Below are 22185 nucleotides of genomic sequence, written 5' to 3'. Positions count from 1 at the left end.
GAAACTGCGGACCCTGCGTCCGGGACAATTCCGTATCTTTGCACTTATTTTCAATCGTTTCGGCGTACCGACCTTGCCAGGCGTGAACTATCAGCAATACGAATCCCTCGATTACGCACAGATCGCGGCCGAGGTGTTAACTTACTGGAACCAGAACCAGGTTTTTGAGCAGTCCGTCGCCATCCGCGAGGGGCAGCCAACATTTACGTTCTACGAAGGTCCCCCTTCGGCCAACGGAGCGCCCGGTATTCACCATGTGATGGCCCGGACGATTAAAGACATTTTCTGCCGGTACAAAACCCTGCGCGGCTTTCAGGTGGAGCGCAAAGGGGGCTGGGATACCCACGGCCTGCCCATTGAGTTGCAGGTCGAGAAAGAACTCGGTATCACCAAGGACGATATTGGCAAATCCATCAGCGTAGAGGAATACAACCGGCGCTGCCGCGAAACGGTGATGCGGTTTACGGACCAATGGAATACGCTGACCCAGCAAATGGGCTACTGGGTAGACCTGGAGAACCCGTACGTAACGTATAAAAACGAGTACATCGAATCGATCTGGTATCTGCTCAAGCGGTTATACGAGAAAAATCTGCTGTACAAAGGCTACACCATTCAGCCGTATTCACCCAAGGCGGGCACCGGACTCAGTTCGCACGAGCTGAATATGCCCGGTACGTACAAGGACGTTCGCGACACGACCATTGTCGCCCAGTTCAAGGTCAAACCAACCGGCAAGTCGGCCTTTTTATTTTACGACTCAGCCGATGAGGATATCCACATCCTGGCCTGGACGACAACTCCCTGGACGTTACCCGCCAACTCGGCATTGACGGTCGGGAAAGATATTGACTACGTCCTGATCAAAACGTTCAACGCTTATACCTTCGAGCCGATCAATGTCGTGCTGGCCAAAGCGTTGGTTAGCCGATGGTTCAATGAAAAAGGGAGGGTTGGATCATCCAAGGATGCGGCTTTCGATGCGTACCTTCCCAATGATAAAGTCATTCCCTGGGCCGTACTGTCCTCGTTCAAAGGCGAACATCTGGAAGGTGTTGAGTACGAGCAACTGATGCCGTATGTGCAGCCAAGCCAACCTGCCTTTCGCGTGATCCTGGGCGACTTCGTCACCACCGAAGACGGTACGGGCGTAGTGCACACGTCACCAACGTTCGGGGCCGACGATTTTCGCGTAGCGCAGGCAGCGGGTATTCCGGCCATCATGGTAAAGGATGAAACCGGCAAAGAGGTGCCAATTGTCGATCGGCAGGGCCGGTTTGTGCAGGAGATCACCGACTTCGCCGGGCGCTACGTTAAAGAAGAATATTATTCGGACGAGGAGCGTGCCGATCCGGAGTTTAAGCCGACGGACGTACTGATCGCCATCAAGCTTAAAGAAGAGAACAAGGCCTTCCGCGTTGAGAAATACGAGCACCCGTACCCACACTGCTGGCGGACCGATAAGCCCATTCTGTATTATCCGCTCGATAGCTGGTTCATTCGCACGACGGCGGTAAAAGACCGGCTGGTTGAACTGAATAAAACCATCAACTGGCAGCCCGAGAGCACCGGAACCGGTCGCTTTGGCAACTGGCTCGAAAACCTCGTCGACTGGAACCTGTCGCGTAGTCGTTACTGGGGTACTCCCCTACCGATCTGGCGGAGCGAAACCGGCGAAGAAGTGTGCGTTGGCTCAGTAGACGAACTGGTTGAAAAGAGCGAACGGGCGAACGAGCGAATGAGTGAATGGGTAGCTCAAGGGAAAACTGAGTTCCAGGCACACATTGATAAAAATACGGCCTTCCTTTCGGCTTATAAAGAGGGTACGTATGACCTGCACCGGCCGTATTCCGACGAAATCTATTTCGTTTCAGAATCGGGCAACCTGATGCAGCGCGAACCGGATTTGATCGACGTTTGGTTTGATTCGGGGGCAATGCCCTACGCGCAGTGGCATTATCCGTTCGAGAATAACGACATATTTGACAAGGCATTTCCCGCCGATTTCATCTCGGAAGGCGTCGATCAAACGCGCGGCTGGTTCTTTACGCTCCACGCCATTGCGGGGATGCTGTTCGATTCGGTGGCGTTCAAGAACGTCGTGTCAACGGGTCTAGTGCTGGACAAAAACGGCAACAAGATGTCGAAACGGCTGGGTAACGCCGTTAATCCCTTTGAAACACTCGAAAAATACGGGGCTGATGCCACACGCTGGTACATGATCACCAACGCTGAGCCCTGGGATAACCTGAAGTTCAACGTCGACGGTATTGGCGAGGTGCAGCGGAAGCTGTTCGGTACGTTGTCGAACACGTATAATTTCTTTGCCCTCTACGCCAATCTCGATCAATTCTCGTTTGCGGGACGTACCGTCCCCGTTGCCGAGCGGCCCGAGCTGGACCGCTGGATTCTGTCGAAGCTGCAATCGCTGATTCTGGAAGTTGGCCAGCAGTTCGACAGTTACAACCCAACCAAAGCCGGTCGGGCGGTTCAGGACTTCGTCAATGATCAGCTCTCGAACTGGTACGTTCGCCTGGCCCGTCGGCGTTTTTGGCAGGGAGAGATGACCACCGACAAACGCGCGGCTTACGAAACGCTGCACGAATGTTTAACGACTGTGTCGCAACTGATGTCGCCGATTGCGCCGTTCTACGCCGACTGGTTGTATCGTAATCTGGTGGAAGGCGCTACGTCGGTACACCTGACCGATTTTCCAGCGGCTGACCAATCCATTATTGATTCCGAACTGGAGCAGTCGATGGAGTTAGCGCAGCGGGTGTCGTCGTTGGTGCACTCACTTCGCAAAGGCCACAAACTGAAAGTACGTCAACCGCTGAGCCGGGTGCTGGTTCCGGTACTCAACCCGGATATGCGTCGGCAAATTGAGCACGTTACGTCCCTGATTATGTCCGAGGTCAATGTGAAAGCCGTTGAGTTTGTCGATGACGCGTCGGGTATCCTGAAGAAAAAGGTCAAGCCCAACTTTAAAGCCCTCGGCCCTAAGTTCGGCAAACAGATGAAAGACGTAGCGGCTGTAATTACGGCCATGACCGACGAGCAGTTGAAGCAACTCGAAGCGGCCGGAAGTTTGCAGCTTGGCGAGTATAGCTTACAGCTTTCTGACGTTGAGATCCTGACGGAGGATATTCCCGGCTGGCTGGTGGCTAGCGAAGGTGGGTTGACCGTTGCCCTCGACGTAACAGTAACGGATGAACTTCGCCGGGAAGGCATCGCCCGCGACTTTGTGAACCGGATTCAGAACCTGCGCAAGGACCGCGACTTCAACGTAACGGATAAGATCACGATTGCGCTTGAACGGAACAACGAAGTCCTCACGAACGCCATCGAAACGAATAGCCCGTACATTCAACAGGAGGTCCAGGCTATAGCCCTGAATCTGGTCAATGACTTGAACGGCGAGGCTGTCGAAATTGAGATGGATGAGTTCCTGCTGCGCGTGAAAGTAACCGTAGCAAATTAAGGTTTTAGCAGGTTTAGCAACTTACTGAACTGTTATTACAAACTGCCGATCGGATATGTCCGATCGGCAGTTTGTTTTTACTTTCTGCTCAACGCCAACAAAACATCAGTGCCATCTGATTTAGTATACATATTTAATTAACCAGAAACTCATTTGTATACGTTTTCTCGCAATGGCATGAATGTTGTAAATACTCTTACCTGAACTAGTTCTATACGTCATCGACCTGATGAAGGTTATGCGTTTTTCAAAACTCGTCTTAATCAGGGCAGCTATTGGGCGTCTAGATCAGCCGTTCTTCATTCTATCTCAAACCGATTTGTCAGCAGCTTAGCTCCCTGGCAGATCTTAACCTACTCACAACGTTGATAGACTATTTACGTACCGCCTTACATTCGTTTACCAATAACTACCAGGCCATTATGTGGCGGCTGCGGGAGTGTTCGCTCAATGACGAGCAGCTTGGTGTAGCCCTGGGGGTTAGCGGTAATGCCATTCGGAACCGACGTGCCAAACCAGACCTCTGGAAACTGTCGGACGTGGAGCGACTGGCCGCCCATTTCTCACTGCCCGTAACGGCCTGCGCTTTGCTGACCCAGGCACTGCACGAACTGCCTGCTCGTTTAAAAGCCCTTCCGGCCGATGAACGACGAAAAAGCGAGCGAGCGTTGCTACTCAAAGTCAGCCAGTTAGAGTCATACAATCAAACCGACTGGCCCGTCAGGCAACTGTTACGTATGCACCGCGCTTTGATGGACGCCCAGCGGTAATCAGGTAATTGAGCGAAATGATTCCTCGATACAATTATTCGTATCGAGGAATGTACTTTTACGGTGACAAACCTGTGTCTTATGAAACCGTATCTTTACTGCCTGCTCAGTTACTTCGTTTTTTTCAGTTCGATCTCATACGGCCAGGCTCCCAAAATCACGCGGGGGCCTTATTTACAAGTCGTGACGCCAACGTCGGTTCTTGTTCGTTGGCGCACCGATCAACCGACCGACAGCCGCGTTACGTACGGCACTCAATCTGGCCAATTTACGCAGCAGGCTGCTCTGGCCCAGTCGACCACAGAGCACCTGGTTACGCTAACGGGTCTTCAACCGGCCACTACGTACTATTACACCATTGGCTCTACCGCAACGGTGCTGGCCAGCGATGCAACCCAGTACGTACGAACAGCGCCCGCTGCGGGCAGCACAACTCCGCTCCGCATCTGGGCTCTGGGTGATTTTGGCGACGGCAGCGCCAACGCCCGCAACGTATACCAGGCGTATCAAAACGCCACAGCCGCTCATCCGGCCGATCTGTGGCTCTGGCTCGGCGACAACGCCTATTGCTGCGGCACCGACGATCAGTTTCAGCAATATGTATTTAATGTATACGGCCCGACGCTCCGCAATCTGCCCATCTATATGACGCCGGGCAACCATGATTACGCCGACAACAGCAACAATTTCGATATTGCGTATTACAAACTATTCTCCATGCCGACAAAGGGCGAAGCGGGCGGTGTGGCTTCGGGCTCGCAGTCCTATTTTTCGGCCGATTACGGCAATGTGCACCTGATTTCGCTCGATTCACAGGGCAACGAAGCTGGGCAATATCGGCTGTATGACACAACCGGAACGCAGGTGCAGTGGCTCAAACGCGACCTGGCCGCCAATAAACTACCCTGGACCATCGTCATTTTTCACCACCCGCCTTACAGCAAAGGCGGTCATAATTCCGATACCGAGGAGTCGATGCGGCTCATTCGACAGAATCTGACACCCATTCTGGAGCGGTACAACGTTGACTTAGTTCTGAATGGGCATAGCCATAATTATGAGCGCTATTACCGGCTCAACGGACAAACGGGTTTAGCCAATACGTTCGATAAGGCCAAGCACGTAGCCGAAAATACGACGGCCCGCTACGACGGTTCGCCGGGTTCCTGCCCAATTCTGACCAAAGGACAAGGCACCGTATACGTTGTGAACGGGTCGGGTGGTGCCCTGGGTGGCCTGTCGCCGGATTACCCGCACCCAGGCATGGTAACGGGTTACACGCCCATTGGGGGGTCGATGCTGCTGGACGTACTGGACAACCGCCTGGATGCGCAGTTCATAGCCGCCGACGGGTCGGTTCAGGATCGGTTCACCATGATGAAGAATGTCAACAAAACGACCACCCTCACCACCGAATTTGCCGATACGCTCCTGCTGACAGCCTCCTGGCCTACCGGCCCCGATTCGCCGGGTGGGTATAGCTGGGCAACCGGATCGACGAATCGAAGCATCCGCTACGTAGGAGCGCTGCCGGGTAAGTTTACAATCAATGTAGCGGACACGCGGCAATGCCTGACCGACCAGTTTGTGGTCACGGTACAGCAACCGCCGAAAGTAACCGCTCAGGCCCCGGCCTCCGCCTGTGCGGGCAGTACGATTGCCGTCACGGCCACGCCCGAAAACACCACCAAAGCCGCCGGTTGGCAATATGACGTCTTATTATCCGATGCCTCAGGTAATTTCTCGGCCGAGCAGGTTGTTGGCTCGGGCGCGCTCAATGCGTTGAAGGCCACGTTGCCCACTACGTTAGCGCCGGGAACGGGGTACCGGTTACGCGTTCGGCCGCGCGGCATTGCCTACGCTGAACTGGTATCCAGCGGCCAGTTTGCAGTAAGTTCAGCACCCACCGCCACGCTGAGCGGCTCGACTACCGTTCTGCAGGGGCAACCCGCTTCGCTCACGCTTAGTTTTACGGGGGAAGGTCCCTGGCGGGGTACGCTCTCCGACGGAACCGCCTTTTCGGCTGTGACAAACGTGACGACGTTCACCGTTTCGCCTAGCCAGTCGACTACGCTCGGTGTTACCAGCTTAGAGGGAAGTTGCGGAAAAGGTACGGGTACCGGACTGGCAACCGTAACCGTGTTGCTCCCCACCGAAACCGAAACGTTCGCCGGTGGCCAGTTGCGGATCTATCCCAACCCTACCCACGAGACCGTGCGTGTGGATATCTCGCTAACGCAGAAAAAGGAAGTTACACTGGCGCTCCAGGATGCGCAGGGTCGACAGGTGTTTCACAAATTCGTTGGCGCGGTATTGTCTGTAACCGAATCGATTGCTATGCCTGCCTCTGCTGGTACGTACCTGCTGCGGATACAGGTCGGCACCGAAACGCTGACGCGCAAAGTGGTGCGCCAGTAACTTTCGTTGGTTTGTATTGGCGGACTATTCCTAATCTTCTTCGGTCCTTTCGTATAATTGCAGAATCTTTTGATTTCAATTCCTGAATCTGCCGCATGGCTGTTCCTACCCTTTCCTCAAAATCAGAAACTCCAACGGCCAGTATATTCGGCCTGCCCGTAATTGTGGCCGCGTTGGGATACTTCGTTGACATCTATGATCTGCTGCTTTTCGGCATCGTTCGCGTACCGAGTCTCAAGGACCTCGGTCTTACTCCCGACGAGATTTCGACCGTTGGGGCCAGCATTCTGAACTGGCAGATGGGCGGTCTGTTGCTGGGCGGTATTCTGTGGGGCGTTCTTGGCGATAAGCGCGGGCGGCTCTCGGTTTTGTTCGGCAGTATCATTACGTATTCAGTGGCCAATATTGCCTGTGGCTTTATCAAAGACGTTACGTTCATGTCGCCCACTACGTACTACGCGCTGATGCGGTTTGTGGCGGGTGTTGGCCTGGCGGGTGAGCTGGGGGCAGGCATTACGTTGGTTAGTGAGATTCTGCCCAAGGAAAAACGGGCTATTGGTACCTCGCTCGTCGCGGGTATCGGCCTTTTCGGTGCCGTGGTCGCGTATTTCACCGTTAAACTGTTTGATTGGCAGACGGCCTTCTTCGTCGGTGGCGGACTCGGTTTCGGTCTGTTACTGCTGCGGGTAGGCGTCGTTGAATCTGGTATGTTTAAAGACGTAACGGAGCAGAAGGACGTCAGCCGAGGTGATTTTCTGTCGTTTTTTACGAATGCCGACCGGCTGGTCCGTTACCTCAAATGCATTGGCATCGGCCTGCCTACCTGGTTTGTGATTGGCATTCTGGCTACATTCAGCAACGAGTTTGGGCGAGCCCTGGGGGTAACCGAAGAGATTCAGCCGGGACTGGCTATTATGTGGTGTTACGTTGGCTTAGCATTCGGCGATCTGGCCAGTGGGTTTATCAGTCAGGCGATGGCCTCCCGCAAAAAAGCGGTGGCGCTGCTGATGGCCATTGCGCTGGTGTTTGGCCTCGTTTATTTATACGTCGGCATCAAAAGCGCAGCGGTGCTGTATGGCCTCTGCCTGGCGATGGGCTTCGGCATTGGCTACTGGGCCATGTTCGTTACGATTGGAGCCGAACAGTTTGGTACGAACCTGCGGGCTACGGCGGCAACTACCGTTCCCAACATGGTACGGGGTACCGTTATTCTGATGACCAGCCTATACGGGGCCCTGAAACCTTCGCTCGACATCATCAATGCGGGAGCCGTCGTAGGCCTCATCAGCTTCATTATTGGCTTCTACTCCATCCTGACCATTTCGGAAACCCACGGTAAGGATTTGAACTACCTGGAAGAGTAGACAAATTGACAAACAGAGTAACAGGAGGAGACAGGTTAGCTGGTCTCCTCTTTTACGTTTACTCATCCCGGTTTACTCCATCCTTTCGCCCGTTCCTTCCGTTTTTTCACTGCCTATGCAAACCGTTTCCTCTACTCCAGCCCGCGTTTCGTATCGGCCACTACTGGCCTTACCCGTGATCGTTTCGGCCTTAGGCTTTTTTGTCGATGTGTACGATATGCTAATTTTCAGCATTGTGCGCGTACCGAGTCTGCAGTCGTTGGGGTTGTCGGAGGCTGACGTATCGAAGGCCGGTACGTTTATTCTGAACTTTCAGCAAGCAGGGCTAGTGCTGGGCGGCATTTTGTGGGGAGCCCTGGGCGATAAGCGCGGCCGTATGTCGGTGCTATTTGGTAGTATCCTCACTTATTCGCTGACCAACATTGCCTGCGGCTTTGTGCAGGACATCAACACGTATGCCTTTCTGCGGTTCGTAGCGGGTATCGGTCTGTCGGGCGAGATTGGCGCGGCCATTGTGCTCGTATCCGAAATCCTCCCGAAAGAAATCCGTAGCTACGGCTCCTCAATGGTAGCTGGTATTGGCTATCTGGGGGCGGGCGTCGCTTATCTGACCGTCGAGTATTTTAATTGGCGAACGGCATTCTGGGTAGGTGGCGGCATGGGCCTCATCCTGCTTCTGCTGCGGGTCAGTGTTTTTGAATCGGGCATTTTCAATCGCATGAAAGCCCAGCACGAGGACGTTAGCCGGGGCAACTTCTTCCACTTTTTCAGCAGCTGGCCACAGGCCATCAAATACCTTCGCTGTGTAGCCGTCGGTGTTCCGACCTGGTTCATTGTGGGTATACTGGCTACGTTTGCCAATGAATTCGGGCAGGCCCTGGGTATTGCCGAAGTGGTGAAGCCAGGTCGCTGCGTGATGTTGATCTACGTTGGGCTAGCCGGTGGTGATCTGCTGAGCGGACCCTTAAGCCAGTGGCTACAGTCGCGGCTCAAGGCCATCACCGGCCTGCTGCTGTTCAGTATGCTCCTGAGCAGCGTTTACCTGTTCGGTGGCCTGAAAACCGCCAGCGGCATCTATACCGTGTGCCTATTGGCGGGTTTCTGTACGGGTTATATCGCCATGTACCTGACGATGGTGGCCGAATTATACGGCACGAATCTGCGCAACACGGCCACTACGTCGGCCCCGAGCCTGGTGCGCGGTACGCTAATTCCAATGACCCTCTTCTTCCAGGCCTTGAAGCCTTCGGTCGGCGCCCTGGTGGCGGCTGGCATCCTGGGCGTCGTCGTGTATGGCCTGGCCTTCTGGTCGCTCAGCCGAATGGAAGAGACGTTCGGCAAGAATTTAGACTTCGTGGAATGAGGCCCGACCGTTTATCATTTACTTAAACCGTTTCTCCCGAAGGCCAGCGGCTGAGGGGCTTTTCTGCATCATTAAGTTGACAATAAAGGTTCCACTTAATTCTTCAACTCAATGAAAACGTTCCTCAAACTCACATTCGGCCTGGCCTTGCTGGCCGCTACTGTATCGGTTTCCTCACCGAGTATGGCACAGGATGACTTAACCTCTAAAAAAGCGTTTGCCGTGGCCATGTTCCCGGCGGCCGATGCCTCGAAGCTGTGGCTGCATCTGGAAAAATACAAAACCGATGAACCGATTAACCTTGAGTTGATAGACGCGAAAGGAAAAGTGCTGTTCCGGGAAAAGCTGCCTAAGAAAGGCGGCAAAAACAACTGTTTCCGGCAGCAGTTCGACATGAGCCAGATTGTTGACGGTAAGTACACCTTCCGGGTATCAGCCGGTGCTCAATCGCAGGAGATGACCTTCAAACTAACGACCCCTACCCTGACCGAGCAGCTTCCCATTCGCCTGATCTCGATGAACTAATCACCCCACTACCATACCCCTGAATTAGCACGGAGCCCGGCTTCGTGCTTTTTTTATGAAAAAGTTGGTTTAAACGCTCAGAATGCAAATGATTTTGGAAGAAATAAAGCCTATTTCAAGAATTAATTGCTTTTTTACAGGCTGATCCAAAACTTACTTTCTGCGCGTTCCAATGAATCAATTGAACCTGACGGACTACATTGTCTTTCTCCTCTATTTTGTCGGTGTCTCTTCCTACGGATACTGGATTTACAAACGAAAACAAACAACCAACCTCGACACTAAAGACTTCTTTCTGGCCGAAGGCTCGCTGACCTGGTGGGCCATCGGGGCTTCGATGATTGCGTCGAATATTTCGGCGGAGCAGTTCATCGGTATGTCGGGCAACGGCTTTACGTTCGGCGTTGCCATCGCCGTTTACGAATGGTTTGCCGCCCTTGCGCTCATTATTGTGGCCGTGTGGTTCATGCCGATTTACCTGAAGAACCACATCTACACGATGCCGCAGTTTTTGAAGACGCGGTATAACGAAACGGTCAGCCTGATCATGGCCATTTTCTGGCTGTTCTTGTACATCTTTGTTAACCTGACCTCTATTCTGTTCCTGGGCGCGCTGGCGATCAGCAACCTGGTTGGTGCGGAGTCATTCCACGCGATTGTAATCGGCCTGAGCGTTTTCGCCATCATCATTACCTTGGGCGGTATGAAAGTCATTGGGTATACCGACGTAATTCAGGTGCTTGTCCTTATAATTGGCGGGCTGGTCACTACGTATCTGGCCCTTACGCTGGTGAGCCAGAAGTTCGGCTTAGGCAATGACGTACTGGCGGGATTCACGGCCATGATGCGCGACGCCGACGACCACTTCCACATGATCTTCGAGAAACCAGGGCCGAATTCATCCCAGGTTGACATCAACAAATACCTGACGCTGCCGGGTATAGCTATGTACCTGTGCGGTATCTGGATTGTGAACCTGAACTACTGGGGCTGTAATCAGTACATTACCCAGCGGGCACTCGGAGCCGATCTGAAAACGGCCCGTACCGGTATTCTTTTCGCGGCTCTGCTGAAAATCTTCATGCCGCTGATCGTTATGCTGCCCGGTATCGCTGCGTTTGTACTGTACAAGAACGGCAGTCTCCAGAATGAAATGGCGCCGGGTGGTAAGCTTCTGGCCGATAATGCGTATTCGGCTATTTTATCGTTCCTGCCCAACGGACTGAAAGGCCTCTCGATGGCGGCCCTGACGGCAGCTATCGTCGCTTCGCTGGCCGGTAAAGCCAACTCAATCTCGACGATTTTTACGCTCGACATCTATCAGAAATACATCAAAAAGAACGCCAGCGAAAAGCAGTTGGTGTGGGTGGGCCGTATCGCCATCTTTGTTTCTATGCTGCTGTCGATTGCCTTGACTTGGGAAGATGCTCTTGGCGTTGGTCGTGAGGGTGGATTTACGTTCATTCAGAAGTATACCGGTTACCTCAGCCCGGCCATTTTTGCGGTGTTCATACTCGGCTTTTTCTGGAAACGTACCACGGGTCCAGCGGCCGTTGCGGGTATCCTGGGCGGTTTTGCGTTGTCAGTTCTGTTCAATAACTACGCGCCTGCGCTGTTTGGTAACGAAACCTTCCTGTATACTGCCTACCCGAACGGTAATGGTGGCTACGAGATTCCGTTCCTGATTTGCATGGGCTGGGCCTTTGTATTTACCGTGCTGCTCATGGTCGTCATTAGCCTGGCCGGACCAGCCCTGAACCCGAAGGCCTTTGTCATCGATTCGAGCATGTTCCGCCTGAATCCCTCGTCAACGGCCCTGACCGTCGTAATTGTGCTGCTGATTATGGTACTGTACGTGCGGTTCTGGTAGTTCAGCACTCATTTTTTCTTTGAAGCACGGATGACATCTTTTTACGAGGGTGTCATCTGTGTTTTACCGACCAACTGCCCATGACCTCCTCTCCTCCTGCATCGGCGACGTCGTTACGTCCTTTGTTTACGCTTCCGGTCATTGTGGCCGCGCTGGGCTATTTCGTGGATGTGTATGATTTGTTACTCTTCAATATTGTCCGGGTTCCCAGCCTGAACGATCTCCGACTCTCCGAAGCCGATATATCCCTGATCGGCGGGAGGATCCTAAATTTTCAGCAGGCAGGCTTGCTGATTGGCGGCATTGTCTGGGGCATTTTGGGCGACAAGCGGGGTCGGTTATCGGTGTTATTTGGCAGCATCATTACGTATTCGCTGGCCAATATTGCCTGCGGATTTGTGCAGGATGCCAACGTATACGCGGGTTTGCGGTTTGTTGCCGGACTGGGGTTAGCGGGTGAACTGGGCGCGGGCATTACGCTGGTCAGCGAAATTCTGCCGAAGCACCTGCGCGGCTACGGCTCATCGCTGGTGGCGGGCGTCGGTCTGCTGGGGGCCGTTGTGGGCTACTTCACCGTTACGTTGTTTGACTGGCGCACTACGTACTTCATTGGGGGTGGACTCGGTCTCGGCCTGCTCGTTCTGCGCGTAAGCGTACTCGAATCGGGTATGTTCAAACGCGTGGCGGAAACCAACGTGAGCCGAGGAAATTTCTGGGCCTTTTTTCAGGAAAGCAACCGCCTGAAACGCTACCTGCGGTGCATGGGTATCGCCGTACCTACGTATCTCGTCATTGGCATTCTCGCTACGTTCGGCAATGAGTTTGGTCGAGCCCTGGGTGTAACCGAAGCGATTCAGCCGGGGCGCTGCGTGATGTTTACGTACATCGGCACGGTGGTCGGCGATTTGATCAGCGGGCCGCTCAGCCAGCACTTACAGTCACGCCGGAAAGCGATTGGGTTGATGATGGGGCTAACGGCCGTGTTCGTACTGATCTACCTCTCAGGCGTTGTTAACTCGGCCACTACGTTCTACGCCGTCTGCATGGGCATGGGCTTTAGCATCGGCTACATCGCCATGTTTTTAACCATCACCGCCGAAAGCTTCGGAACAAACCTTCGGGCAACGGCCACCACCTCGGTGGCCAACAACGTTCGGGCGACTACGCTGCTGACGATTCCCGCATTCCAGGCCATGAAGCCGGCTATCGGCGTATTAGGCGCGGCCGCGGTTGTGAGTTGCATCTGCTTTGGTATCGGAGTCTGGTCGCTATTGTCAATGGAAGAAACGTTCGGCAAGGAACTGGATTACACGGAGTAGTTTCGGCGTTCAGAACATTCCATCTCACATAGTATTGGCAATACAAGCAACCGTAAGTCACTGATTCCAGTAGCCCCTAAACCGATTTGAATACGTATCCTGCTTCACTGGAAACCGCCGGAGCCCCCGTATAAGCCCATCTGAAAAGTGATCTAGCTGTTGATGTCACAATAGCCGTTTCGTAAATAGATAAATATTTATTGTTTTGCAATAAATATTTATCTATATTTGATGCGTATTTATCATAAACCAATAAGATGAAACGCAAATTAGTTAACACGAGTCAGGTTCTGAGCGTGATGCAAGTCATCACCTGGATAGTCTACATTGGGCTCTGCATAAAAGCTGGGGCGATTCTAATTGCTTTCGGCGTTAGCTTCGTAAACCCAGAAGCCGCAAAAGACCTCTACAAAGGGCTGGACCTACACAACCTCCAGCAGATTAACGTCGATTACTACGTCTCGTTTGTCTCCTTCATCGTGGCTATTTCAATAATGAAAGCACACGTCTTTTACCTGGCCATTAAAATCTTATCAAAGATCACACTGGCCAATCCGTTTAAGATGGAAGTCGCTAACACCCTCGAACAGGTCAGCTATCTCTTGTTAGGAACCTGGTTTGTCGGCCAGTTAAGCAGTGCTTACACATCCTGGCTACTGAAACGAACCGGAGAGCATTTTGAGGGTATATCTACCGACAACTTTTTATATATGGCTGGCCTAGTATTCATTATCTCACAGGTCTTTAAACGAGGTGTGGAAATTCAAACCGAAAATGAATTAACCGTATAAACCATGCCAATTGTTGTAAATCTGGATGTAATGATGGCTAAGCGTAAAATGTCCCTGAATGAGCTTTCGGAGAAAGTGGATCTCACTTTAGCCAATCTGTCGATACTGAAAACCGGAAAAGCAAAAGCCATACGATTTAGCACGCTCGAGGCCATTTGTAAAGCGTTGGACTGCCAGCCAGGCGATTTACTGGAGTACGAGGTCTAACGAATACCCTTACAACCCCGGTCGTTTATCGAACCAGGGTTCAGCCTGCTCCAACTGACCCGCCAGTCGAAACAGCGTGGCTTCGTCGCCGAGTTTAGCGGCAAACATAACGCCAATGGGCAGCCCCCCCGCCGACCAGTGCAACGGCACCGACATTGACGGTTGACCGGTCATGTTGGTAATGACTGTGTAGGCGATGTAGCCCAACGAGCGCTCGGCCAGTTCTTCCACCGTTCGGGTTCCGTTTAAGTACTTCAGCCCGCCTACCGCGTCGACCAGTTTCAGCAGACGCTCTTCGGAGGCTTTGTTCTGATACGTTCCGATAGGTATAGGCGAACGGGGCAGCGTTGGCGTCAGAAACAGGTCATAGGTTTCGTGCAGTTGGCCCATAATCCGGTTCAGCGTGTTCCAGCGCCGTTTCTGAAAAGACAGGTCAGCGGCCGAAAAGCCATCGGCCAGACGAGCCTGTGCCCACGTATTCAGTTCTACGTCGTCGCGCCGAACCGGCCGACCCAGATACAGGCTTAGTTCACGTAACGTAGCTGCCGTTTCGCTCAGGACACTCACAAAAAAAGCTTCGGTCACGATTGTTTTTTCGTAAGGAAGCGGCACCTCCTCTACCGTATGTCCTAACCGCTCCAGAAGACGGGCGGTTTTCTCCACAGCCTGTACACACTCCGGATCAATGATTTGCGAGGGCATTAACGACTGCGTTGAGAAAGCGATACGTAATGGGCCCGGCTCCCGCTCTACTTCCTCCGCAAACGGCCGTTCGGGAGCGGGTAAGAAATACGGATCACCCGCCAGCGGACCCGCCACGGCGTCGAGTAAGCGAGCACTGTCGCGCACACTACGCGTAACCGCATGACCGACCACCGCGCCATTCCACAGTTCGCCGAAGCGGGGACCCAGGGTCACACGCCCCCGAGATGGCTTTAGTCCAAATAGCCCACAGCACGAAGCCGGAATACGGATCGACCCACCCCCATCGGAAGCGGTTGCCGCCGGAACGATGCCAGCCGCCACAGCCGCAGCCGATCCGCCACTCGACCCACCCGGCGAATGCGTCAGTTTCCAGGGGTTACGGGCAGGGCCATACAACTTCGACTCCGTATAGGGCGTCAGGCCAAATTCGGGCGTATTCGTCTTGCCAAAAAATACCAGTCCGGCCGCTTTCAGGCGTTTCAGCACCTCACTATCCGCCGTTGATACATAGTTTTGGTAACCCCGGCTGCCCGACTTCATGGGTGTCCCGGCCCATTCCAGTTCGAGATCTTTCAAAAGAAAAGGCACCCCGCAAAACGTACCGGACTTAGGCAGTTGCTTCGTCATGGCAATGCCCTGTTCGTATAGGGGCGTAACTATAGCATTGATCTCAGGGTTAACGGCCTCCGCCCGCGCAATCGCCGTAGCGAGCAGTTCAGCGGGCGTAACGTCTCCCGAACTCACCAATTCAGCGAGCGCCGTAGCGTCATGGGTAACGTACTCATCGAAGGGTAAAGTCTGAACGGAAGAGGTTTGCATAAGCGGGCTTAGGTTAAAACGTTTTGCAGAGTTACTGGGGCGACACAGCAACCCCGATTTTCGAGTCGGCGGTGCCGTAATACAAAAACCATTTGCCCCGGAACGGCACCATACCTTCCAGAAAACAAACCTGATTTACCTGTCCTTCTATCTCGTACGGTTGGTCAGGTTTAATGAAATACTGTTCGGACCGATCGAGCAGCTTTGTCGGGTCCCGAACGTCGAAAAGCAGTTGTCCGCCCGTATAGGCTCCTTTTGGCAAATCAGGATCACCCTGCTTGGCATCGTTCATGCCATTGTAGATCAGCACAATACCGGCAGGAGTTATCATAGCAAACGAACCGGGTTCGAGCAGGCGTGAATCGTGTTTTCCGCTGCGTGACTCCGCTACGGCGAGTGGCTTGTTAGTACTGGTTTCGAGCGGTATCCAATGCAGGAGATCCGCTGAAGTAGCGACACGAAGTTGGGGCTGATCGCCCCAGTACATCCAGTAATGTCCGTTAATTTTCTGAGCCACGAGCCGGTCACCCACCCGTTTACAAATAATTGCGCCAGACTTCGACCACTGATTTCGGTACCGGCCATTATCAAACTGATCGAAAGCCAGGCCCTGCTTTTGCCAACGGATCAGATCACGCGAGGTGGCTACGCACAAGCGGGCTTTGTCACCGTCGTAGGCCGTGTAGGTCATCACGTAAACGCCATTCGGGCTTTCAACGACTCGGGGATCTTCGCAGCCTCCCTCCCATTCGTACGGTTTCATGGCGTCGTTATCCGGGTAGAAAACAGGCGTTGGCATACGGGTAAAGTGAATGCCATCGGCGCTAATGGCCAGCCCGAGTCGCGACGTACCGGCATGTTTACCGACCGTGTCTTCAGCCCGGTAAATCATGTATACTTTGCCATTACGTACAACCGTTGCCGGATTGAATACGTCCTTTTCCTCCCAGCGTACCGTTTCCTCGCGAATCGGACAACGAAATATAGAGCTGGCTTTGGCGTCAAGGATAGGGTTATCGGCATTCTGCTTCCGGAACGGTCCCAGCATCCACGGCTTTTCCGGCTGCGGCTGGGCCAGCAACGTAACCGGCAAGAGAAATAACAGAACGACACGTAGCATGAGTTACCGGATCAATAAAAGGTATCGGGTTGGCATTCTAAAAAGCAGGGCAGTTTCGTTTGCTACTACGTTCTCGCCCGCATTTCTGTCGGTATCGGGGCGTCAGGATCTGCTGGTGGGACCCCGATATGCCGCCCCGTAAACCAACGATCTCGCTGGTGACGACCCGGCTGATCATCAAGGATAAGTAGGCGAATTCCTCCGGCCTGCTCCGGCCCCGGCTCTTCATACATAATTTGCAGACCTACCCACGCCAGGTATTCATTTAGTTTGACCTCAAGCGGCTGGTTGCCAAATATACAGAGGTCGTAATACCAATCCAGCGGCTCACCGGCAACCGCTTCGGTGACCAGCCGGTAATCGGCCAGTGTATAGCCGACGAAGGGTTTTCCGAATTGCTCCCACATCCGGCGCATTACGTCGTCCAGCGAGTGGGCATGATCGGTTACCCGACGAATGTGAAGGTCCAGGATCAAGGCGGCAATGGCTCCTTTGTGGTATACCGATACTTTCCGGTCGGGCACGCCTTTCTCATACCCATCCAGCCACAAATCCCAGGACGATTCGACCAGCGATTGAAACGCCCGGCCATTGGCTTCAAAGTGTCGTTTAAAGAGTACCTGTAGTTCCTTCAGATACGCTTCATCGTCGAACACGCCCGACTGACGTAGCATCAGGTCGCCATAATAGGTCGTTACGCCTTCGGCCACAAAACAGGTTTGGAAATAATTTTCCTGAGTGAAGTCGTACGGCAAGAGTTCCACCGGACGAATGCGGATGATGTTCCAGGCGTGAAACAACTCGTGTGAGGCCACGCCCAACAAATCCTGATATAGCCCTTCACCCTCGTCGTTGGGTCCGAGCACCAGTACGGTCGAATTGCGGTGTTCAACGCCATGATAGTGGGGCACCGGCAGTACCAGCGCCAGAAAATGATAGTCCGGTTCGGGGAACGTACCGTAGAGATCGAGCTGTCGCTCCGAAAAACGGCTGAAATCGTCGATGATGCGTGCGGCATCAAACGTAGGGTCTCCATTGGTGCGACGCCCGCCCTGAATCCAGACGTGAAACTGCACACCCCGTACTTCGTACTGAACGTGCTGCATGGCGGGCGCGGCCATTAACGGGCAGTCGACCAATTCATAAAAGTCCGACGCCCGAAACGTTCTGACCCCGGCTGTAGTCTGCTCACCCGGCCGCAATCCACCCGCAACCGTCCAACTGTCGGGGATCACTACGTCGAGCAGACACGGTTCGTCAATACGTCCTTCTTCATACAGACATAGATTGACCGGATTGACGTAGAACAACGTATCACTGATGTAGCTGGTCCCGGCGTTCAGCAGGTTAGGTGTAGCCAGCAGGGCGTAGTAATTATAGCGAGCGATCAGCTCCGTGCTGCCATTTGTCTGCACCAGCCACCGGTCTTTGGTGATTTTGCGGAACGGCAGCGGCTGACCTTCCGCATCCACAACTTCGAACCGCTGAATATTCCGGGCAAACTGCTGCAACTCATAACGACCCGGCCGCCAGGCGGGTAACTGAAGCTCCACTTCGGGCGTTGTGATATCGGTCAGCCGCGCTTCAACGGCAATGTAGTGAGAACTGGAGGAGGCTCCGGCGGCCCGATCGGCAGACAGACGATAATGCATTGGTAATCGAAATAATGGAACGAACAAATCAGCGGACAATCGACTAAGGTAAGGCCGCAGGAACGAACTTCCGAGCGCTTATCCAGCTTACTAAGCAACTCGCCACAAGGCAAATCGTTTTTCTGAACCAGCACTTGGTAAACTGACGCCATTCAGCTATCTTTGCGGACTCATTTGGAATATAAGGGTTTTAGGCAAGATATATCATGAAAAGAACGTACCAACCATCGAACCGTAAACGGAAAAACAAACACGGTTTCCGCGAGCGGATGGCCTCTGCTAATGGCCGCAAAGTACTGGCCCGCCGTCGTGCGAAAGGTCGCTGGAAACTGACCGTATCGGACGAGAAAAAAGGCGAACGCTTCAAATTGTAATTACCGGTAGTAAGTTGGTGGTCGACAAAGAGTAAGTAGCTGACGTATCTGAACTTACGAACCAACCCATCAACGCAGTCCGTGTTATGCCGCAAACCTTCCCGAAAGCAGAACGGCTTTGCAGCAAAAAAATTCTCGGAGAGTTATTCAAGAAAGGTAGTCCGTCCGTCCGAACGTTCTACCTTTTTCCATTTCGGGTGCTTTACCTGCCCCATCCCTCCCCCCTCCCCACTACGTCGGATACTCAGTCGGCTCTGCCCGCCATCGTCATTACGGTTCCGAAACGCTCCTTTAAACGCGCCGTTGACCGGAACCTCATCCGGCGCCGGGTGCGCGAAGCGTATCGGCTAAACAAGCCCTTTACTGGCCCCGAAAACGCAGGTCCTGCTTACATTGCCTTTTTGTATACCGCCAAGCAAATAATTTCGTTTGAAGAGATAGAAAAAGGTATGAAATTAGCTTTAAAGAAATTGTAGGCTGCGCTAACGTTTCTCCGGACGGCCACGTTTGGGGGCTAGTGTCGCCAGTTCCATACTATAGACATCCGGATGTGGCCATCTGGATTCTGCTCAACATGCGCTTGCCCAAACGCTTTACCCTCCTAGCCTCCTCGGCCCTCGTTGCGGGCGGAATTGGCTTTTTTTCGTTTAAAACCGACGATCGCTTCTTCGAGATTGCCCGTAACCTCGACATCTATGCTACGTTGTTCAAGGAATTGAACCTGTATTACGTGGATGAGGTGAACCCGAACCGCATGGTGAAGACTAGCATCGATGCCATGCTGAAAGCCCTTGATCCGTATACCAATTTCTTCGCCGAAGATGAGATCGAGGATTACATGACCATGACCACGGGCCGGTACAACGGCATCGGAGCGGTTATTGGTCAGCGGCAGGAAAAAAGTATTGTCCTGATGATCTACGAAGGCACACCCGCCGAAAAGTCGGGCCTGCGGATCGGTGATGAGGTCATCAAGATAGACGGTGTTGACATCAAGACGCGCAAAGATGCCGACCCCGGTAAGCTCCTGAAAGGGCAGAATAACACAGCCGTTAAGCTAACCGTACGGCGCTACGGCCAGAAAGACCCGGTTGAGGTAAGTGTTGTGCGTGACGTCGTGAAAATGACGAACGTACCGTATTACGGGATGATCAACGATGAGGTCGGGTACATTGACCTGAAAGACTTCACCGCTACGGCTTCGCGGGAGGTACGCAGCGCCTTTCAGGAACTCAAGGGCAAAGGCATGAAAAAGCTGATTCTCGACGTTCGTGAGAACCCCGGTGGTCTACTCAATATGGCAATCGACATTTCGAACATCTTTATTCCGAAAGATTCGGAGGTTGTGACCACAAAGGGCAAGGTGACCGAATGGAACAAGACATACACGGCCCTGAATCCTCCGCTGGATTTAGAGATGCCGATGATTGTGCTGACCAACAGCCGCAGTGCCTCGGCGGCAGAGATCGTATCGGGTGTTATTCAGGATTACGACCGGGGCGTTCTGGTTGGGCAGCGGACGTACGGAAAAGGGCTTGTACAAACCACGCGTGAGCTATCGTTCAATACGAAGCTCAAGATTACGACCGCTAAATATTACATCCCCAGTGGCCGCTGTATCCAGGCGATTGACTATAGCCACCGGAATCCGGATGGCAGCGTCGGTAAAATCCCCGACTCACTCAAAACGGCCTTTAAAACTAAAGCAGGCCGCGTGGTATATGACGGCGGGGGTGTGCTGCCCGATGTAGTCGTGGAAGCGCAGACGCCAACGCCTATTGCCCTGAGTCTGACGAACAAAGGACTTATTTTCGATTATGCCGTGAAGTACCGGCAGGAGCACCCAAGCATTAAGCCCGCCCGTGAGTTTCGCCTGACCGACGCGGAATACGCTGACTTTACGAAATGGCTCGGGGACAAAGAGTATGACTATACGACGCAGGTAGAAAAAGACCTCGGTACGCTGGAAGCATCGGCCAAGAAAGAAAAGTATTTCGATCTGATTCAGGACCAACTCAAATCGCTGAAAACGAAGATGTCGCACAGTAAAGATGCGGATTTGAATACGTTCAAAGGTGAGCTGAAGACGCTGCTGGAGCAGGAGATCGCCGGTCATTACTACCTGCAGAAAGGCATCAAAGAAGCGTCGTTCACGACCGATCCGGAAATGAAAGCGGCCCTTGACCTATTTAAAGACATGGGTAAGTACAACGCGATGCTGAAGAAAAAATAAACAGCGAACCGACCAACCCGTCGGTTTACCCCCTCAACGAAGGTGGCGGCTCACGTAGTCGCCACCTTTTTACGTATTATTGTGGCCATTTTGATAGCCGACTTCCCAACACATGCCGCTGATTCTTTCGCTCGATACCTCAACTACTGTCTGCTCTGTTGCTCTTCATCAGGATCATACCTTACTCGGCTGCTATGAATTATTCACCGAACGCACATCAGCGGCTCTGCTCACAACGCTCATTGAGGAGGTCGTTACGCATACTGGGCATGAACTGAAGCAAGTCGATGCCATTGCCGTGGCCAAAGGGCCAGGCTCTTACACAGGGCTTCGGATCGGTGTTTCCACGGCAAAGGGACTTTGTTTTGCTCTCGATAAACCGCTGCTGGCGGTCAACACACTGGCCGCAATGGCCGAGCAGGTTCGGGCTTTTTTTCCGCCATCGTACACACTCTGCCCCATGATCGACGCCCGGCGTATGGAAGTGTACTGCGCGCTGTACACGACCGACGGGCAGGAAGTAAACGCTACGTCGGCGCAGATTATCGACGCCAATTCATTCGCGGAATGGCTGAATCAGGGGCCAGTCGTGTTCTTCGGCGACGGCGCGGAGAAGTGCCAGCCTTTATTGAGCGAGCATCCCAACGCTGTGTTTCTGGGGAAACCGATCACGCCTTCGGCCCGTACAGTAGGTGTGTTGGCAGGGTTATACGCCAGCGAAGGTCGTTTTGAAGATACCGTTACGTTTGAGCCCTTCTATCTTAAAGATTTTATGACGACGCAGCCGAAGAAAGCAGTATAACTCTGACTGGCGTTACGTTAAAACAGGGCGTAAGTAAAAGGCGTCGGATAGACTTCACCATCTATCCGACGCCTTTTGTGAATGATCACCCATTCATCAATCATCCAGCCCAAATACGGCAGCGTCATATTCGTCTGTCCGTTCGCCATCTCCCGATAAGCCACCCGCCGTGCCACCTGCTCCTAATATCGTTGAATCGTCCTCCCCCATCCGCTCCAGATCTTCATCCTCCAGCCCATCGCCAGCGTCTGCCCCATCGTCACCATTTCCCGGTCCATACATTCGTATCCACATAGCCATAAACGTCATCTGGTTTACCTCATTATCCTCATAACTCACCTGAGGTGAAAGCGATTGGCCGCTACGGCAAAA

At 53.2% G+C, this 22185-nt stretch carries 18 protein-coding genes; 14 read left to right on the top strand and 4 right to left on the bottom strand.

Going from position 1 to position 22185, the window contains the following annotated elements:
- The first annotated feature begins 73 nt into the window (after positions 1-73).
- From ileS to ACYVIY_RS02720, 10 genes are all read left to right on the top strand, one after another.
- Complete coding sequence (gene ileS / locus ACYVIY_RS02765) at positions 74-3481, top strand: isoleucine--tRNA ligase (RefSeq protein WP_460975143.1); 3408 nt, start codon at positions 74-76, stop codon at positions 3479-3481.
- Positions 3482-3846: 365 nt separating this feature from the next.
- Entirely contained in the window at positions 3847-4251 is a 405-nt protein-coding gene (locus ACYVIY_RS02760) for a hypothetical protein (RefSeq protein ID WP_460974729.1), read from the top strand.
- A gap of 81 nt (positions 4252-4332) precedes the next feature.
- The gene (locus tag ACYVIY_RS02755) at positions 4333-6669 is read left to right on the top strand and encodes a metallophosphoesterase (protein ID WP_460974728.1); all 2337 of its coding nucleotides are present in this window, start codon (positions 4333-4335) and stop codon (positions 6667-6669) included.
- Positions 6670-6764: 95 nt separating this feature from the next.
- Positions 6765-8033 (top strand): MFS transporter, encoded by a 1269-nt coding sequence (locus ACYVIY_RS02750; RefSeq protein WP_460974727.1) that lies wholly within the window; start codon positions 6765-6767, stop codon positions 8031-8033.
- A 115-nt stretch (positions 8034-8148) separates the two neighbouring features.
- Positions 8149-9396: an MFS transporter gene (locus tag ACYVIY_RS02745; protein WP_460974726.1), complete on the top strand. Its 1248-nt coding sequence runs from the start codon at positions 8149-8151 to the stop codon at positions 9394-9396.
- 111 nt (positions 9397-9507) lie between these two features.
- Positions 9508-9921, top strand: a complete 414-nt coding sequence (locus tag ACYVIY_RS02740) for a hypothetical protein (protein WP_460974725.1) — start codon at positions 9508-9510, stop codon at positions 9919-9921.
- A 172-nt stretch (positions 9922-10093) separates the two neighbouring features.
- The gene (locus tag ACYVIY_RS02735) at positions 10094-11791 is read left to right on the top strand and encodes a sodium:solute symporter family transporter (protein ID WP_460974724.1); all 1698 of its coding nucleotides are present in this window, start codon (positions 10094-10096) and stop codon (positions 11789-11791) included.
- An 80-nt stretch (positions 11792-11871) separates the two neighbouring features.
- Positions 11872-13110, top strand: coding sequence for an MFS transporter (locus tag ACYVIY_RS02730; protein ID WP_460974723.1), 1239 nt, complete (start codon positions 11872-11874; stop codon positions 13108-13110).
- Positions 13111-13367: 257 nt separating this feature from the next.
- Positions 13368-13901 carry a DUF2975 domain-containing protein gene (locus ACYVIY_RS02725; RefSeq protein ID WP_460974722.1) on the top strand — a complete coding sequence of 178 codons (534 nt, stop codon included), beginning with the start codon at positions 13368-13370 and terminating at the stop codon, positions 13899-13901.
- 3 nt (positions 13902-13904) lie between these two features.
- Positions 13905-14108, top strand: a complete 204-nt coding sequence (locus ACYVIY_RS02720; protein WP_460974721.1) for a helix-turn-helix domain-containing protein — start codon at positions 13905-13907, stop codon at positions 14106-14108.
- 9 nt (positions 14109-14117) lie between these two features.
- On the opposite strand, the gene ACYVIY_RS02715 is transcribed toward ACYVIY_RS02720, so the two are convergent.
- From ACYVIY_RS02715 to ACYVIY_RS02705, 3 genes are all read right to left on the bottom strand, one after another.
- Entirely contained in the window at positions 14118-15632 is a 1515-nt protein-coding gene (locus tag ACYVIY_RS02715; protein WP_460974720.1) for an amidase, read from the bottom strand.
- A gap of 31 nt (positions 15633-15663) precedes the next feature.
- Positions 15664-16752 (bottom strand): glycoside hydrolase family 130 protein, encoded by a 1089-nt coding sequence (locus ACYVIY_RS02710; protein WP_460974719.1) that lies wholly within the window; start codon positions 16750-16752, stop codon positions 15664-15666.
- Between the two features lie 65 nt (positions 16753-16817).
- Complete coding sequence (locus ACYVIY_RS02705; protein WP_460974718.1) at positions 16818-18404, bottom strand: M61 family metallopeptidase; 1587 nt, start codon at positions 18402-18404, stop codon at positions 16818-16820.
- A gap of 206 nt (positions 18405-18610) precedes the next feature.
- Here ACYVIY_RS02705 and rpmH point away from each other — a divergent pair, with 206 nt between their 5' ends.
- From rpmH to tsaB, 4 genes are all read left to right on the top strand, one after another.
- On the top strand, positions 18611-18778 hold the full coding sequence (rpmH, locus tag ACYVIY_RS02700) for a 50S ribosomal protein L34 (protein ID WP_460974716.1): 168 nt from the start codon (positions 18611-18613) through the stop codon (positions 18776-18778).
- Between the two features lie 86 nt (positions 18779-18864).
- Positions 18865-19254: a ribonuclease P protein component gene (locus tag ACYVIY_RS02695; RefSeq protein WP_460974715.1), complete on the top strand. Its 390-nt coding sequence runs from the start codon at positions 18865-18867 to the stop codon at positions 19252-19254.
- Between the two features lie 98 nt (positions 19255-19352).
- Positions 19353-21011 carry a S41 family peptidase gene (locus ACYVIY_RS02690; protein ID WP_460975142.1) on the top strand — a complete coding sequence of 553 codons (1659 nt, stop codon included), beginning with the start codon at positions 19353-19355 and terminating at the stop codon, positions 21009-21011.
- 112 nt (positions 21012-21123) lie between these two features.
- Positions 21124-21813 (top strand): tRNA (adenosine(37)-N6)-threonylcarbamoyltransferase complex dimerization subunit type 1 TsaB, encoded by a 690-nt coding sequence (tsaB, locus tag ACYVIY_RS02685; protein ID WP_460974713.1) that lies wholly within the window; start codon positions 21124-21126, stop codon positions 21811-21813.
- Positions 21814-21909: 96 nt separating this feature from the next.
- On the opposite strand, the gene ACYVIY_RS02680 is transcribed toward tsaB, so the two are convergent.
- Positions 21910-22113, bottom strand: a complete 204-nt coding sequence (locus tag ACYVIY_RS02680; RefSeq protein ID WP_460974712.1) for a hypothetical protein — start codon at positions 22111-22113, stop codon at positions 21910-21912.
- Positions 22114-22185 lie beyond the last annotated feature (72 nt).

The organism is Spirosoma knui (assembly GCF_054780635.1).
This window is presented reverse-complemented; position numbering and strand designations above follow the sequence as displayed.